The 16957-nt window shown below is 65.4% G+C and carries 15 protein-coding genes; 8 read left to right on the forward strand and 7 right to left on the reverse strand.

Going from position 1 to position 16957, the window contains the following annotated elements:
• Positions 1–25: 25 nt before the first annotated feature.
• The 6 genes from CAL19_RS08385 to CAL19_RS08410 are packed head-to-tail and all read right to left on the reverse strand — an operon-like array spanning position 26 to position 6781.
• Positions 26–1420 (reverse strand): M20 family metallopeptidase, encoded by a 1395-nt coding sequence (locus CAL19_RS08385; protein WP_094796538.1) that lies wholly within the window; start codon positions 1418–1420, stop codon positions 26–28.
• Positions 1417–2388 (reverse strand): ABC transporter ATP-binding protein, encoded by a 972-nt coding sequence (locus tag CAL19_RS08390; protein WP_094796750.1) that lies wholly within the window; start codon positions 2386–2388, stop codon positions 1417–1419. Before CAL19_RS08390 ends, CAL19_RS08385 begins: the two co-directional genes overlap by 4 nt.
• Complete coding sequence (locus CAL19_RS08395) at positions 2388–3365, reverse strand: ABC transporter ATP-binding protein (RefSeq protein WP_026638531.1); 978 nt, start codon at positions 3363–3365, stop codon at positions 2388–2390. Before CAL19_RS08395 ends, CAL19_RS08390 begins: the two co-directional genes overlap by 1 nt.
• A gap of 3 nt (positions 3366–3368) precedes the next feature.
• Positions 3369–4283, reverse strand: a complete 915-nt coding sequence (locus CAL19_RS08400; RefSeq protein WP_094796539.1) for an ABC transporter permease — start codon at positions 4281–4283, stop codon at positions 3369–3371.
• Positions 4284–4285: 2 nt separating this feature from the next.
• Positions 4286–5203, reverse strand: a complete 918-nt coding sequence (locus CAL19_RS08405) for an ABC transporter permease (protein ID WP_026638533.1) — start codon at positions 5201–5203, stop codon at positions 4286–4288.
• Positions 5204–5227: 24 nt separating this feature from the next.
• Positions 5228–6781: an ABC transporter substrate-binding protein gene (locus tag CAL19_RS08410; protein ID WP_026638534.1), complete on the reverse strand. Its 1554-nt coding sequence runs from the start codon at positions 6779–6781 to the stop codon at positions 5228–5230.
• A 518-nt stretch (positions 6782–7299) separates the two neighbouring features.
• Here CAL19_RS08410 and CAL19_RS08415 point away from each other — a divergent pair.
• From CAL19_RS08415 to CAL19_RS08445, 7 genes are all read left to right on the forward strand, one after another.
• Positions 7300–8349 (forward strand): serine hydrolase domain-containing protein, encoded by a 1050-nt coding sequence (locus tag CAL19_RS08415; protein ID WP_094796540.1) that lies wholly within the window; start codon positions 7300–7302, stop codon positions 8347–8349.
• Between the two features lie 108 nt (positions 8350–8457).
• Positions 8458–8895, forward strand: a complete 438-nt coding sequence (locus CAL19_RS08420; protein WP_094796541.1) for a universal stress protein — start codon at positions 8458–8460, stop codon at positions 8893–8895.
• Between the two features lie 158 nt (positions 8896–9053).
• Positions 9054–9845, forward strand: a complete 792-nt coding sequence (locus CAL19_RS08425; RefSeq protein ID WP_094796542.1) for an amino acid ABC transporter substrate-binding protein — start codon at positions 9054–9056, stop codon at positions 9843–9845.
• Positions 9846–9893: 48 nt separating this feature from the next.
• Entirely contained in the window at positions 9894–10547 is a 654-nt protein-coding gene (locus tag CAL19_RS08430; RefSeq protein ID WP_026638538.1) for an amino acid ABC transporter permease, read from the forward strand.
• A gap of 31 nt (positions 10548–10578) precedes the next feature.
• On the forward strand, positions 10579–11331 hold the full coding sequence (locus tag CAL19_RS08435) for an amino acid ABC transporter ATP-binding protein (RefSeq protein ID WP_026638539.1): 753 nt from the start codon (positions 10579–10581) through the stop codon (positions 11329–11331).
• 178 nt (positions 11332–11509) lie between these two features.
• Positions 11510–13918 (forward strand): penicillin acylase family protein, encoded by a 2409-nt coding sequence (locus CAL19_RS08440; RefSeq protein ID WP_419670172.1) that lies wholly within the window; start codon positions 11510–11512, stop codon positions 13916–13918.
• 374 nt (positions 13919–14292) lie between these two features.
• Positions 14293–14793, forward strand: a complete 501-nt coding sequence (locus CAL19_RS08445; RefSeq protein ID WP_094796543.1) for a hypothetical protein — start codon at positions 14293–14295, stop codon at positions 14791–14793.
• Between the two features lie 24 nt (positions 14794–14817).
• Here CAL19_RS08445 and CAL19_RS08450 read toward each other — a convergent pair whose 3' ends face one another.
• Positions 14818–15009 carry a YqaE/Pmp3 family membrane protein gene (locus CAL19_RS08450; RefSeq protein ID WP_026638542.1) on the reverse strand — a complete coding sequence of 64 codons (192 nt, stop codon included), beginning with the start codon at positions 15007–15009 and terminating at the stop codon, positions 14818–14820.
• Positions 15010–15475: 466 nt separating this feature from the next.
• Between CAL19_RS08450 and CAL19_RS08455 the strand changes: the two genes are divergently transcribed.
• Positions 15476–16927 (forward strand): alpha/beta hydrolase, encoded by a 1452-nt coding sequence (locus tag CAL19_RS08455; protein WP_249276276.1) that lies wholly within the window; start codon positions 15476–15478, stop codon positions 16925–16927.
• Positions 16928–16957: the final 30 nt, after the last annotated feature.

Consider the following 16957-nt stretch of genomic DNA (forward strand, 5'->3'; position numbering starts at 1 on the left):
GCGTGCGCGCCGGGCGCATGGCAGCTCAGCGCTGCAGCGGCGGCGTGCCGCCCGCGCCCAGGTCCCAGTAAAGGCCGGTCATCAACCCCAGGGCCTCGCGCAGCAGCTCGGGCGGCAGGTGTTCGTTGGGCGCGTGCTGCGAGCATCCGGGGTACGAATGCGGCACCCAGATGGTGCGCAGGCCCAGAACGTCGGTGAAAATATCGTTGGGCAGCGACCCGCCCAGGTTGGGCAGTATGGCCACTTTCTTTCCGCTGGTGGCTTCCAGTGACGCGACCGCCCAGCGTACCCAGGGGTCGTCCGGGTCAATGCGCGTGGCATGGAACATGGTTTCGCGGGTGGTCTGAATCTTCACCATGGGAAAGCCCTGGCGGTCCAGGTGGCGGCGCAGCGCCGGCAGCAGCTGAGCCGGATCTACGCCCACCACGAAACGCAATTGGCAACGCGCCCAGGCCCGCGCCGGGATCGCATTCACGGGCGTGTCCGGATTGCCCGTCTTGTATGCCAGCACTTCGAACGAGCACCAGCCGAATACGCGTTCGGCCGGCGACAACCCGGGCTCGCCCCAGTCGGGCTCGATCTGCGGACCATCGGCGCCGCCGTCCACCTGGCAATCGGCCAGCGCGCGGCGCACGGCGTCGGGCAACCCGGCCGGCACCCATTCGGGCACGCGTATCTGCCCGCAGGGCGATACCAGCGTCGAGATCGCGTGCGCAAGCTGGATACCGGGGTTGGAGATCAGCCCGCCCCAGTTGCCGGAATGATGGGCGCCCTGGCGCGCCTCGATGCTCAGGTCAAAATTCAGGCTGCCGCGCGCGCCCAGAAACACCGTAGGGCGCGCGGCGCTCAGGCGCGGCCCGTCCGAGGCGATCAGCAAGTCGGCGGCAAAGCGTTCTTTATGTTGCGCGCACAGCTCGCGCAGGCCCATCGAACCGGTTTCCTCGCCCATTTCTATCAGGTACTTGACGTTGAAACCCAGCTTGCCGCGCGCCTGCAGCACCAGGCGCAAGGCTTCCATGTTGATGCTGTGCTGCCCCTTGTTGTCGGCGATTCCGCGGCCGTACCAGCGCCCGTCGCGTTCGGCCAGTTCCCAGGGCGACAGACCATCATGCCATTCGCGGTCCAGGCCGCGGATCACATCGCCATGGCCGTAGCCGAACACGGTGGGCAGCGCCGGGTCTTCAATGCGTTCGGCATACAGGAACGGTGCACGGGCCTGTGGATGCGTCAGGGTGGCGCACGCAAAACCCATGGCCTCGAAGGCCGGCCGCATTTCTGCTTCCAGGTACGACGCGAGCACGTCGGCGCGCTCCGGGTTCTGGCTCTCGGTCGGGATCGCCAGGCGGCGCGCGAGCAGGGCCCGGAAAGCGCCTGAATCAAAACACTGTTCGGCATTGGCGAGAGCTTGGGCACGACTCATGGCTGGGCGCTTCCTTGGGTAGGCGGTGAATAGAGATGGCATGCCACCAGCGAGCGGTCCTGGGGCGCCAGGTTGGGGCGCTGCTGCCGGCACTGGGGCATGGCATGCTTGCAGCGTGGATGGAAAGGGCAGCCGGGCGGCGGATTGATGGGGTCGGGAAAGGCCAGCCCCAGTCCGGTGTCCGGAATGCCCAGCCCGGGCTCGGGTGTCAGCACCGAGGCCAGCAACGCTTGCGTGTAGGGGTGGCGCGGCTGGCGGAACAGCTCGGCGGCCGGCGCCGATTCGACCACGCGGCCCAGGTACATTACCGACACGTGCGTGGCGATATGCTCGACCACCGCAAGGTTATGGCTGATGAAGACATAGGTCAGGTTGAACTCTTCGCGCAATGCCATCAGCAGGTTCATGATCTGCGCCTGCACCGACACGTCCAGCGCCGACGTGGGTTCGTCGCAGATGACGATTTCGGGGTTCATTACCAGCGCGCGCGCAATCGCCACGCGTTGCCGTTGGCCGCCCGACAGCTGGCCCGGCGTATTGCCCGCCAGCCGCGCAGGCAAGCCCACGCGCTCCAGCATCTCGATGGCCTTGCGGCGGCGGGGATCGGGAATGCCGTGCACCTCGAGCGGCAGCGACACAATCGACGCGATATCGCGGCGGGGGTTCAATGACGAATACGGATCCTGGAAAACCGGTTGCACGCGTCGCGCCACGCCACGGCGCGACATGGCGCGTATGTCCCGGCCTTCGATACTGATCTCGCCGCTTGTCGGCGGAATCAGCCCCAGCAGCAGGCGCGCCAGGGTGGATTTCCCGCAACCCGATTCGCCCACGATGCCAAGCACGCCGCCGCGCGGCACGGCAAGGTCTACGTCGTTGACCGCGTGCAGCGTGCGGCGGGGCTGAAACATGCCGGTCTTGACTTCGAAGCTGCGGCTCACGCCCCGGGCCTGTAGCAGCGCGTCCATCAGGCGGCCTCCAGAATGCAGCGCCATTCGCGCCCCGTGGGTGCATGTTGCACAGGCACCTCGTGCCGGCATTGCTCCTGGGCATGCGGGCAACGCTCGCGGAAAGCGCAGCCGCGCAGTTCGCCGGCAAGCGCCGGCACCACCCCGGGAATCGTGCCCAGGGGAGTGCCCGGCTGCGTGCGCCCCGGCACCGGAATACAGGCCAACAGGCCCTCGGTATAGGGGTGGCGGGGCGCTGCGAACAATTCGGCCACCGGCGCCTGTTCCACAATCTGCCCGGCGTACATCACCGCCACCTGGCGGGCAATCCGAGCCACCACGCCCAGGTCATGCGTGATCAACACCATGGCGATGCCCAGCTCGGCCTGCAGGTCGGCCAGCAGGCGCAGGATCTGTGCCTGGATGGTGACGTCCAGCGCCGTGCTGGGTTCGTCTGCGATCAGCAGTTCGGGACCGCACATCAACGCCATGGCGATCATCACGCGCTGCCGCAGGCCGCCGGACAATTGGTGAGGGTACTGCCCCAGCCGTTGCCCTGCCGAGGCGATGCCGACTTTCTCCAGCAGCTCGACGGCGCGCTCGCGCGCCTGCGCGGCGCTGGCGCGCCGGTGATGCCGGTAATGCTCGGATAACTGCTCCCCGATGGTGTAGGCGGGGTTCAGGGCAGTCATGGGTTCCTGGAAGATCATCGCCATCTTGTTGCCGCGCAGCGCATTGACGCGCCGCCTGCTGGCTTGCGCAAGGTCTTCGCCCAGCACTGCCAGCCGGGACGTGCTGCGGCGCGCGGCGCGCGGCAAAAGCCCCATGATGGCCAGCGAAGTCATGGATTTTCCGCAACCCGATTCGCCCACCAGGCACAGCGTCTCGCCGCGGCGCACCTGGAACGACACTCCCCGCACCGCATGCACCGCTGCGCGCGGGGTATCGATGTCGACCCGCAGGTCTTCCACATCCAGCACGATATCGTCAGCGCTCATGGGTCAGGCCCTGTCGTCCGGAGTCAGCCACTGGTGCAGGCCGTCGCCGGCCAGGTTGATGGCGAATATCAGCAGCGCCAGCGCACTGCCGGGTATGGCAATAAGCCAGAACGAAAAGAACATATACGCCTTGGCCTCGGAAATCATCAGCCCCCACGAGGGCAGGGGAGGCTGCACGCCCAGCCCAAGGAAAGACAGCGCGGCCTCGAGCAGGATGGCGCTGGCCGCCTCCAGCGTGGCGATCACGATCAGATGGGGCACCACATTGGGCAGCACCTCGCCGCGCACGATGCGCCAGGTCGAGGCGCCGGCGGCCTGGGCGGCCGATACATATTCCAGCGACCGCACCTGCTGGGTGGCGCTGCGCATGACCACGGCATAGCGGTCCCATTTGAGCAGGCCCAGCACCAGAATGACCACCCACAGCGAGCCTCCCACAATGGCCACGGTGGCCAGCGCCACCAGGATCACCGGCATCGACAGCCGCGTGGTGATCAGGAACGACACCACCATGTCGATGCGCCCGCCGAAATAGCCGGCCGCCATGCCCAGCGCCGTGCCGATCAGGCCCGAGATCAGCGCCACGCTTGCGCCGATCAAGAGCGATATGCGCGCGCCGTACAACAGGCGTGACAGATAATCGCGGCCCAGCTGGTCGGTGCCCAGCGGGTGCAGCCAGCTGCCTTTGTCGTACCAGACGGGGGGCACGGTGCGGTGGGCCAGGTCCTGGTAGTAGGGGTCATGAGGGGCCAGCCAGGGGGCGAAAAGCGCGGCCAGCACGATCAGCGCCAGAATCAGTCCGCCGGTGAGCAATGCCTGGTTGTGCCATAGCCGCCGCCACGTCAGGCGTGCCGGGGCGGCCGCGGGCGCATCCGGTGCGGGTGCGCCGGCAAGCACGGGGGGTAACGGCGTGGCCATGGTCACGCCACCCTGATCCGCGGGTCCAGCCAGGCATTGGCGACGTCGGCCGCCAGGGTCAGCAGCACATACAGCACCGACAGCAACAACACGATCAACTGCATGACGGGATAGTCTTTATAAGTAATGCTCTGGTAGGCCAGGTAGCCCAGGCCATCCAGCGCGAAGATGGTCTCGATGACGACCGACCCGCCCAGCAGGTAGCCCAGCTGCACGGCCGCCAGCGCCACCACCGGCACGATGGCGTTGCGCAGGGCATGCTTGAAGATCACGGTGCCCGCCGGCAGCCCCTTGGCGCGGGCCGTGCGGATGTAGTCGGCGCCCAGCACCTCTATCATTCCGGCGCGGATCAGCCGCATGAAGGCCGGCGCCACGTAATAGCCCAGCGCAATGGCCGGCATCACGAAATGCTGCCAGGTGCCGCTGCCGGACACCGGCAGCACTCTCCAGGTGATCGAAAACAGCATGATCAGCAAGAGCGCGAAGAAAAAGTTGGGCAGGGCCTGGCCCAGCACTGCCACCGCCAGGCACAGGCGGTCGGCCAGGCTGCCCTTGTACAGAGCGGCCAGCACCCCCAGCGGAATCGAGATGGACAGGGCCACGCCCAATGCCGCCAGGCCCAGCCACAGCGTGGTCTTTAGCTTGGAAAAGATCAAGGGGCCCGCGTCGGTCTTGAAATACACCGAGGTGCCGAACCGGCCGTTCAGAATGTTCCACAGCCAGTCCGCATACTGCACGACAATGGGCCGGTCCAGCCCATATGTCTTGCGTATCATCTCGATGTCCGCTTCGCGGGCGCCTTCGCCGGCCAGCGCCATGGCCGGGTCGCCGGACAGATGCAACAGCAGAAAGGCCAGGATCGAGACGGTCAGCGCCACCAGTACAGCCAGGCCCAGGCGCCGGAGCACGAACGCAAGCATCACCTTCCTCCCGGCCGCGCGAGATCAGTTCCAGCCCATGTCCCAGAAGCGCACCAGTTCGTCCGGGTACGCCTTGAACTCCACGTCCTTGCTGGCCACGTAGTACACCGGCAGCGACCACAACGGGGCGGCGTACGCGCGCTCGGCAATCAGGGTCAGCGCCTTCTTGTAGGTGGCGTTGCGCTGCGCGCTGTCGATGGTGCGGTCGCCCTTGTCCAGCAGGTCGCGCACTTCGGCGTCGCGGGTGATGTCGTCGTTGCCGAACGCGAAGTACACCGGCGTCGAAGCCGATACGTCGTTCACCAGGTTCGAGCCCCAGGTCTGGTGGGTAAGCGACGCCTTGCCGGCGCGTATCATGTCGCGCATGGCCGCATACTGCAGGAAGTTGAGCTTGGCGCGTATGCCCACCGCCTGCAGATAGTTGATGATGGCCTCGGTCTGGTTGCGTTCGCGATAGGCCACGATGTCGATGTCAAAGCCATCGGGATGGCCCGCCTCGGCCAGCAGCTTCTTGGCAAGCGCCGGGTCGTACTTGTATACCGGCGCCCCGTCATCGGTGCAGCCTTCCTGCGACGGCGTGCAGATGGTGTTCAGGATCTCGGATCCTTCACCCACAATATTCTTGACGATGGCTTCCCGGTCGATGGCATGCAGGATGGCCTTGCGCACGCGTTCGTCCTTGAGCTGGGGGGCCGGCGTATTGTCCAGGATGTTCATCTGCATGAACACGATGCGCATGGTGTTGCCGCTCTTGACCTGCAGGTGGGGCAGCGTCTTCAACTGCTCCGCCTGGTCCTTGGGCACGTGCATGATGAAGTCCTGGCCTCCCGATATCACCTCGGCCATCTGGGTCTGGCGGTCGGGAATGAAGCGGATCACCACCTTGCCGATCTTCGGCTGCGCCTTGGGCGAATCCTTGAAATAGTCTTTGTTGGCTTCCAGGGTGATCGACTTGCCGGGCACGTACTCGGTGACCTTGTATGGCCCGCTGCCCACCGGCTTGGCGTTCATGCCCTGCGGGCCGACCTCGGCGTAGTACTTGGCGGGATGGATGGCCACCGTCGTCGACAGGTATTCCTTGGCGGCCGGGAAGGGCTCTTTGGTGGTCAGGCGCACCTTGTACTTGTCCAGTTTCTCGACCTTGTCGATCCAGCGCACATTCTGCTGCGTGGTGGCCTTGTTCTTGGGATCGGCCACGAAGTTCAGGGTGTAGACCACCGAATCCGCGTCGAACTCCTCGCCATTGTGGAACTTGACGCCTTCGCGCAGTTCGAACTCCAGCGTCTTGTCGTCGACCTGCTTCCAGCTCTTGGCCAGCTGGCCCTTGTATTCGTTGGTCAGGGGGTCGCGATACAGCAGCGTGTCCCAGACGTTGGCGGCGATGATCACCCCGATGCGCACGTTATTGAAGTACGGGTCCACGCTTTCCGGCGCCTGGTCGTACGCCATGCGCAGCGTGTCATCCTGTTTGCCGGCCCAGGCGGGGTGGGCGGCCAGGGCGGCGCCGGCCAGCAGCAGGGCGGCGGCGGGCAAACGAAAAAAACGTGGTGCAACGAAACTGACGCGACGTTCAGCCATGGCAGGCTCCTGTAAACCGTATGGACGAATAAGCGGAATACTGCGTTGCTGCGTGAATCGTTCCCGGGCCCGTCGGTGCCGCTAGCCCGGGCGCGGGTCTGGCGCCTGCTATGGCGGATGCGCGCGGGGCGGCAACGGCGGCACGCGCGAGTTTGCGCGCAAGCCGGGTGGGCAGGCCACAGGCGTCATAACGTTGCGCCCAGGGTCCGACACAGAACGGGCGCGGGCCGCGAGCGCCGGGCATGGGCGGCGCCGGCCGGGCCGACCGCATGGCCTGCATCAGCGGATATCAGGGCGGAGTCGCTGCACATTTGTATACCAACGTATAGAGTGCTGCGGCAACTATAAAGCACCCGACATGCGGACATGCATGGGGAATACCCTGGATGCCGCCCAAAACCCGCCCTGCTCCTGAGGCGCCGCCTCGCCCGCGCACAAATGCGGATGGCAATTGCCGGTGCCTGGGCGCTTGCGTATCATGCGTGCTTGCCCTCCCATTGGTATACCAAAGGACCAACATGCAAGACGCTTTGATGCAGCAGGCGATCCGCTACGCGCAAGAACACGAAACCGGTTGGGACCGCGAGGTCGATGGCGTGTGGGGCGTGCACCAGCAAGACCCTCCGCCCTGGAACCGGTTGTTGGGGCCCGTGCACGGCCGCGGCCCGGTAACGGGCCTGGTAGTGGTGGACGGATGCACCGTGGCGTCCTGGGGCGAGCCGCGCCGCGCCGACCTGACCTTCAGCGTGGCCAAGATGTATCTGGCCCTGGTTGCGGGCGTGGCGCACGATCGGGGCCTGCTGCCCGACGTGGACGAGCCGGTGCGCGCGCGCGTGCCCGGCATCGGTTTCGACAGCGGCCGCAATGCGCGCATCACGTGGCGGCACCTGCTGCAGCAGACCAGCGAATGGGAAGGCGAACGGTTTGGCGTGCCCGACCAGGTCGACCGCTATCGCGCAGTCACCTTCGGCGAACCGCCGCAAGGCAAGAAGGGCGACGCGCGCCCGCTGCAAGAACCGGGCAGCTACTGGGAATACAACGACGTACGCATCAACCAGCTGTCGTACGCGTTGCTGCACCTGTTTCGCAAGCCGTTGCCCGAAGTTTTCCGCGAAGCCATCATGCAGCCCCTGGGCGCCAGCGACGACTGGCACTGGGCCTGCTACGACAATGCCTGGGTCGACATCGACGGCCAACTGATGCCATCCGTTCCGGGCGGATCGCATTGGGGCGGCGGCATGTCCATCAGTGCAGAAGACCAGGCGCTTATCGGGCGCATGCTGCTCGACGACGGGCGTGCCAACAACCGCCAGATCATCTCCGCGGATTGGCTGCGCGCCATGCGCACCCCCTGCAGCCTGGCGCCATACTATGGCTTTCTGATCTGGCTCAACCAGGACCGGCGCATCTTTCCCAGCGTCAGCGAATCCAGCTTCTTCGGCATCGGCGCCGGCAGCTCCTTCACCTGGGTCGAGCCCGAGCGGCGCATGGTGGTCATCGTGCGGTGGCTCGATTCCGCGTACGCCGACACCTTGTTCGGCAAAATCCAGGCCGCCGTGGACGCTTGAACGGGCTGTGCGGCGGCGCTTGATCGCCATCAAGCGTCGCCGCAGCAGGGCGCACTACCCTGGGCCGCAGGCGGGGCTTCCGCCCGCCACTTTCCAAGAGCGTCCCTAATGTATCAACACATCCTGCTTCCCATCGACGGTTCCGAACTTTCCCAGATCGGCCTGGCGCGCGGCATAGAACTCGCCCAGGCGCTGCGCGCCAAGGTCACGATCATGACGGTCATCGAGCCGCTGCACCTGTCGGCTTCGGAAGGCGTACAGCTTCCCGGCGTGCACCAGCAACTGCGGCAGCAATCTCGCGCCCGCGCGCAGGCCTGGCTCGATGCCGCGGCAGAGCGGGCCCGGCAGGCGGGGGTCGACTGCGCCACGCACGTCCACGAAGAAAGCCAGCCCTATGTGGCCATCGTCGACTATGCCGCCAACGCGGGCTGCGACCTCATCGCAATGTGTTCGCACGGCCGCAGCGGCATGGCCGCCATGGTGCTGGGCAGCCAGACACAGAAGGTGCTGGCCAAGTCCAAGCTGCCCGTGCTGGTGTATCGCTAGCCCATCGGCGCAGCCGCCACGGCCCGGAGCGGTCTGCCCGCGCCGGGTTTGCGCCGCGATACGGGCAAACCCTAGTCCAGACTGGATATAATCAACAGTTCGGCCTTTTGCGGGCCATCTGTTGATTCTTCCTTCGCGCGCCTAGGCGTACTCCTCACATGAAAAAACTCACTGCTGTCTTCCTGGTTTGCGCCACGTCGCTGCTCGCGGCTTGCGGCCAGGGCGAAGATACGGCGCCGCAAGCCGGCGCGCCGGCCCCCGCCCAGAAAATCGTCGTGGGCCTGGATGACAACTTCCCGCCCATGGGATTTCGCGACGAAAACAACCAGATCGTCGGTTTCGATATCGACATGGCTCGCGAAGCCATGCGCCGCCTGGACATGGAAGTCGAATTCAAGCCCATCGACTGGAGCGCCAAAGAAGCCGAGCTCAACGGCAAACGTGTCGATGTGCTCTGGAACGGCCTGACCATCACCGAAGAACGCAAGAAAAACATCGCGTTCACGGCTCCGTACATGGCCAACCACCAGATCATCGTGGTGGCGGCCGACTCGCCGGTGCAGACCAAGGCCGACCTGGCCGGCCGCGTGGTGGGCGCACAAGACGGCAGCAGCGCCATTGACGCCATCAATAAAGACCAGGCCGTGGCCGCCAGCCTGAAAGAACTGAAAATGTTCGGCGACAACGTCACGGCCCTGATGGACCTGTCGGCCGGCCGGCTCGACGCGGTCGTGCTCGATGAGGTCGTGGGCCGTTATCTGGCCGGCAAGCGGGCAGGGCAGTACCGCGTGCTGGAAGAAAACTTCGGCACCGAAGACTACGGCGTGGGGCTGCGCAAAGAAGACACCGAGCTCCTGGCCAAGATCGACCAGACGCTCGACGCCATGAAGAAAGACGGCACCGCCGCCCGCATCGCCCAACAGTGGTTCGGCGCCAACATCATTAAATAAGCCCGTCCGGGGGCATGCGCCCCCCGGCCCGGCCGACCGGATCGCCGCATGGACTACGTCATCTCCCTGCTGGGGCCGATGGCACAGGGGGCCAAGACCACCCTGACGCTGTTTTTCGTGACACTGGCGCTGGCGCTGCCCCTGGGGCTGCTGCTGGCGCTGGCGCGCATTTCCCATTGGCGGCTGCTCAGCCAGCTCGTCAACGCATACATCTGGCTCATGCGCGGCACCCCGCTCATGCTGCAGATGCTGTTCATCTATTTTGCCTTGCCCTTCGTGCCGGTGGTCGGGGTGCGCCTGCCTGACTTCCCGGCGGCGGTGGTGGCCTTTGCCCTGAACTACGCTGCCTATTTCGCCGAGATCTTCCGCGCGGGCATCCAGTCCATCGACCGCGGCCAGTATGAAGGCAGCAAGGTGCTGGGCATGACCTATCTGCAGACGCTGCGGCGCGTGGTCCTGCCGCAGATGGTGCAGCGCGTGCTGCCGCCGCTCAGCAACGAAACCATCACCCTGGTCAAAGACACGTCGCTCATCTACGTGCTGGCGCTCAACGATATCCTGCGCACCGCGCGCGGCATTGTGCAGCGCGATTTCACGACGACGCCGTTCCTGGTGGCGGCGGCCTTCTATCTGATCATGACGCTGTTGCTGACCTGGCTGTTCCAGCACATGGAAAAACGCTATGCCAAGTACGACCAATAGCGCTGGGGCCGACGCGGCCGAGCGCGCCATCATGATTGAAGCGCGCGGCATCGGCAAGTCGTTCGGGCACGTCAAAGTGCTGGACGACGTGTCGCTGACGCTGCGCAAGGGCGAGGTGGTGGCGGTGATCGGGCCGTCGGGCTCGGGCAAGAGCACCTTCCTGCGCTGCCTGATCCACCTGGAAACCATCGACGAGGGCAGCATCCACGTCGAAGGCGAGCCGCTGGCCACTGCCGTATCAGGCGGGCCCAGCGTGTATGCGCGCGACGCCGACCTGCGGCGCATCTGCCGCAAGATGGGCATGGTGTTTCAGTCGTTCAACCTGTTTCCCCACATGACGGTGCTGCAGAACATCATCGAGGCGCCTGTCACGGTGCAGGGCGTGCCCCGAGATGTCGCCATACCCAAGGCCGAGGAGCTGTTGCGCAAGGTGGGGCTGTTGAACAAGCGCGACAACTATCCTTCGCGCCTGTCCGGCGGCCAGAAACAGCGAGTCGCCATCGCCCGGGCGCTGGCGCTCGAACCCCGGATCATGCTGTTTGACGAGCCCACCTCGGCGCTCGATCCCGAGCTCACCGGCGAAGTGCTGCGCACCATGCGGCAGCTTGCCGATGAACACATGACCATGCTGGTCGTCACCCACGAAATGGGGTTTGCACGCGAAGCGGCGCATCGCGTGGTGTTCATGGACGAAGGCCGCATACTCGAAGCTGCGCCCGCACGGGCCTTTTTCCAGGCTCCGCAACATCCCCGGGCGCGCCAGTTCCTGGGGCAGATGCTGTAGCCGCGTGGTTACACTCGAAGCAAGCACTCATAAAATAAAACAGTATTTCTTCGCCATCTGACTACCTTAACAATGTTGCGCCGGCTGAAATAATTCGCGCGCGTGTGTGGGGTACACAGAGGAGAAGAGCATGCGACCATACCATCGCAGGATAGGCGCTTGGCTGCTGTGCGGCGCCATGGCTTTGCTGGCTGGCTGCGCCGCGCCGGGCAGCAAGAAAGCCACCATTGATATGCCGGGGCTGACACAACCGGTTGAAATATTGCGCGACAAGTACGGCGTTTCGCACATCTATGCGCAGAACCAGCACGATCTGTTCTTTGCCCAGGGTTTCAGCGCCGCACGCGACCGCATGTGGCAGCTGGACCTGTGGCGCCGGCAGGGCGAAGGCAAGATGGCCGAACAATTCGGGCCCCGGTTCATCGAACAAGACCGCGCAGCGCGGCTTTTCCTGTACCGTGGCGACCTGCAGGCCGAGTTCTCCAGTTACCACCCCGAAGGGCAGGCCATCCTGACGGCGTTCGCGCAAGGCATCAACGCCTACGTAGACTGGGTCAAGGCCAACCCCGAGCACATGCCGCCCGAGTTCACGCTAACCGGCACCGAGCCCGGCTACTGGAGCCCGCAGACCTCGTTGATCCGAATCTATGGCCTGACGCGCAACCTGGCCAGCGAGGTGAAGCTGGCGCGTCAGGTGGCCGCGCTGGGCCTGAACACCGTACAGGACCTGAACGTGTACGAACCGCCCCTGGCGCTGCAGATGCCCGCGGGGCTGAATGTCAATGACATCACCGAGGCGGTGCTGGCCGATTACAACCTGGCGCGCAAGGGTCAGGCGTTCGTCGCGGCCGATTTTCCGCGCAGCCCGCTGGCCGAAGCAGAACGCGCCGAACTGGCGCGGCGCCTGTCGGCCGACAGGGTCGCCGTGCTGGACGCCGAACCGGACGCCATGGCGGCTCGCTACGAAAGCAATAACTGGGTGATCGCGGGGCAGCGCACCGCAACGGGCCGCCCCATCCTGGCCGGCGACCCGCACCGCAGCATCGCCATGCCGTCGCTGCGCTACATGGTGCACCTGAACGCACCGGGGTGGAATGTCATCGGGGCGGGCGAGCCGGCGCTGCCGGGCGTGTCCATGGGCCACAACGACCGCATCGCCTTCGGCCTGACGATTTTTTCGTTCGCCGACGAAGAAGACCTGTATGTCTACGACACCAACCCGGCCAACCCGGACCAGTATCGCTATCGCGGCGGATGGGAAACCATGCGCACCGTGGACGAGACCATTCCGGTACGCGGCCAGCCGGCGGCGGTGCGGCAGCTGAAGTTCACGCGGCACGGGCCTGTCATCCACACAGACCCGGCGCGCAACAAGGCCTACGCACTGCGCGCGGCATATCTGGAGTTTCCGGGCACGGCGGCCTACCTGGCCAGCCTGCGCCTGAACCAGGCGCAGAACTGGCAGGAATTCGTGGCTGGCATGGAGAAGCACTACACGCCCAGCGAGAACATGGTGTACGCCGACGTAGACGGCAATATCGGCTGGTTCGGCGGCAGTATCGCGCCGTTGCGCAACCGGCCCGACTGGTCGGGGCTGCTGCCCGTGCCGGGGCATGGGGATTTCGAATGGAACGGCTTCTTGCCCACCAGCTCGCTGCCCAAGGCGTTCAACCCGCCCGAGGGCTATATCGCCACGGCCAATGAGTACAACCTGCCGTACGACTATCCGTATAAAGACATGGCGGCGCGCACGTGGTCAGAACCCTACCGCGCACTGCGTATCCGTGAAGTGCTGGCCGACCGCAGCGGGCTGGACCTGGAAGCCTCGCAGCAGCTGCAGTACGACAACCTGTCTATTCCGGCGCGCACGCTGGCCGGGTATGCGAAGGGCCTGAACTCGACCGATCCGCTGGTGGGCGAGGCGCTGCGTCTGCTGAAAGACTGGGACTACCGCACCGAGATCGATTCCGAAGCGGCTACGGTGTATGAGTTCTGGCTGCCCGAGGTCATCAAGCGCGTATCCGACCTGTACGTTCCGCCGCAGGGGCGGGCGGTGTTCGGCGAGCTGTCTACCCGCAAGGCGCTCGACAAACTGGCCACGCCCGATGCCGCCTTCGGCCCGCGACCCGACCAAGGAAGGGATGCGCTGCTGCTGGCCGCCCTGGCCGATGGCATGCGCAACCTGACGGCAACACTGGGCACCGATTCGAAACAATGGGAGTGGGGCCGTCTGCATCACATCCAGTTCGAACACGGCCTGGCGGGGCTGTTGCCCCCGGCAACGGCCAAGGCGTATGGCACGCCGCGCTATCCGGTCAGCGGCGACAATGACACGGTGCATCGCGCCACCTTCCGCAAGTCGGATTTCCGGCAGATCAGCGGCGCATCGTATCGGCAGGTTATCGACGTGGGAGCGTGGGACAACTCGCGCATGCAGAACACCCCGGGCCAGTCGGCCGATCCGCGCAGCCCGCACTATCGCGACCTGCTCGAAGGCTGGGCCACCGGTAAATATATCCCCATGGCCTTCAGCCGCGAAAAAGTAGAAAGCGAACGCAGCGACACGCTGGTGCTGCAACCGCGGTAAGCCGCGGCAAGCTGCACGGTGCGCGGTAAGCAAGTTGCACGGTGTCTGACACCTTCGGAGTCAGACACCCACACCCGTTCCACGACCCCCGCTGATCGGTGTCTGACTCCCGCAGGGTGGCAGACACCCCACACCCAACCGCGGTAAGCCGCGGCAAGCTGCACGGTGCGCGGTAAGCAAGTTGCACGGTGTCTGACACCTTCGGAGTCAGACACCCACACCCGTTCCACGCCCGCCGCTGATCGGTGTCTGACTCCCACAGGGTGTCAGACACCCCACAACCGCCGATGGCCGTGCCAGACACCGCCCCGGCACAAGCCTTGCGTCCACCAACCCTTTAGCGCCCGCGCCGGCGGCGCAATAAGGAGACACGCATGCCACACAGCAATAACCCCACCCCCGACCACCCCCGCGGGCGCCACGTCTCGCCCCTTTCAGAAGGCGCGCAGGTGCCGCATAGCGACCTGGGTCCGGCCGAAGGCAACAATGGCGTGGGGGCCGCGCCCGATGCCCGCAACGAGCACGAACTTTCCGGAGATCGTGAGCGCGCCCAAGAGCAGGGGAGTTCCCCGGCGCCCGCAGATACCGGCCGCCGGCAAGACAGCTCCAGCAGCCCGCCGGGCCTGGCAGCCCCGCAAACCCCGCATCCGGGCACGCATGGCAGCGGCACGGGGGCCGAGGCAGAGCCGTACGAAGCCGGCGCCGAAAGCGGCAACTATGAAGGCGAGGGTTTCAACCGGGGGTATGGCGTCGCGCCAGGTGCGCGACAGGATCGCAGCGACGGCTACCGGGATGCGCGCCACGGAAAATTCGGTGACGTGCAGGACGATGAAGACTTATATGGAGAAGGCCCCCCCCGCGCATCCGAAGACTAGCGCGGGGCGCAGACCACGCCAGGCCTAGCGGGACTGCATGGCCTCTTTGATTTTCTTGTCGGTGTTGTACTGGCTGAGCGCGTAGACGGCCCATATCGCCGCGGGAATCCAGCCGATCAGTGTGATCTGCAGAATCAGGCACACAATGCCGGCAATGGGCCGGCCAATGGTGAAAAAGCCCAGCCAGGGCAGAAGCAGGGCAATCAACAGTCGCATAGGGACGAGCTTCCTGTAATCGACAAAAAGGTGCGTTAGTGTACAGCGGCGCGTCATGGCCGCGACATGCCGGCCAGGCGGACACACCGCCCGCAAACGTAACGTTTGTTTGAATAAAACCCCCCATAAGCTTGCGTATTTCACACAACGATACTAAAACCGTTGTAACTGTCACTGAGTCTTGCGACGTAAGTCGTCGGGGCAGTGACTGGGGGCAGACCCGCGCTAGTTGCAGGCTGGCCTGTGCGTCGACATTTTGCCGGAGCGCTTCCATGCAAGCACCGATGGCGCCGACTGTTGGGCTACGCGGCACGACGTTGTCTGCCGCATGGCCGCACGGCGGGCCGTTCAGGCGCGTTGCGGCGGCGCGGGCGCGCCGGGGGTAGGCCACCTGCCCGGCGCAGCCTCGCCCACGCGGGGCAGCCGGCAGGGCTCCACCGAACTTCCGGCGCGAAGGGGGCGGGGCGTGGTCGCTAAGCTGAAGGCCTGGGCCAGAATCACCGCAATCGCACTGGCAGCCGTGCTGATGCTGCTTCTGGGACTGCGCATTTATGCCATCCAACAGGGGCCACCGCTTGCGCCATGGCATACCTACGTGCCCGACGAACTGCGCGCGGCGGAGTTGGACCTGACGTCCTGGCAGCAATACCTTGCCCACGAACAGCGCCTGTTCGCGCTGGTGCGCCAGCATGTCAGCGCCGGGCTCGACGCGCACGACCAGGTCGACAGCAACCGCTATTTCGAAGGCGCAGGCGTCAATCCCAACCATTTCCCGCGCGACTGGAACCGTTCGTATGTCATGACGCCCGATGGCGAGCCGGCGGGGGCTGTGGTGATGCTGCATGGCCTGACGGATTCGCCATACAGCTTGCGGCATATCGCAGCGCATTACCGGGCCGTGGGCTATGTGGTGGTGGTCATCCGGCTGCCCGGCCACGGCACCGTTCCCGCATCCCTGACCGACACTCACTGGGAAGACTGGGCCGCCGCCACCCGCCTGGCGGTGCGGGAGGCCCGCCGCCAGGCGCCTGCGCCCCGGCCGCTGCACATCGTGGGATTTTCCAATGGCGGCGCGCTGGCGCTGATGTACGCGTTGGATGCCCTGGACGACGACGCGCTGGCGCGGCCCGACAGGCTGGTGCTGATTTCTCCCATGATCGGCATCACCCGCTTTGCGCGGTTCGCCGGCCTGGCCGGGCTGCCCGCGCTGCTGCCGGCGTTTGCCAAGGCCGCCTGGCTGAGCGTCGTGCCGGAATTCAATCCGTTCAAGTACAACTCGTTTCCCATCAATGCGGCGCGGCAATCCTATGAGCTGACACGCGAGCTGCAAAGCGAACTGGCGGCCAGGCAGCGCGACGGCAGCCTGGAAAGGCTTGCTCCCATCATCACCTTTCACTCGGTGCTGGACTTTACGGTGAGCACGCGCGCGTTGATCAATGCGCTTTACGCGCGCCTGCCCGCCAATGGCAGCGAGCTGGTGCTGTTCGACCTGAACCGCGCCACCAAGCTGAGGCCATTATTCCGCCGGGGCATGGAATGGGCGATTGCCGGCACGCTGCCGGGCGGCCAGCGCAATTACCGGCTGACCCTGATCACCAACGAGAATGAATCGTCCAGCCGCATGATCGAGCGGGTGACGCAGGCCGGCGCGGCCGGCTTTACCGACCGGCCGCTGGATCTGCACTATCCGCGCGAGATCTACTCGCTGTCGCACGTGGCGCTGCCGTTTCCCACCAGCGACACGCTGTACGGGCAGCACCCCGACAACATTGAAGAATACGGCGTCAGCCTGGGGGCCATGTCGATACGCGGCGAGGTGGGCGCGTTCGTGATCGGCATGGACACGCTGGCGCGCCTGACATCCAACCCCTTCTACAGCTATCTGCTGGAGCGAGTAGACCAAGCAATACCCAGATGAAGCGCCATGGCGGTCCGTGCGCCGGACAGG

The organism is Bordetella genomosp. 7 (assembly GCF_002261265.1).
GTDB lineage: Bacteria > Pseudomonadota > Gammaproteobacteria > Burkholderiales > Burkholderiaceae_B > Bordetella_A.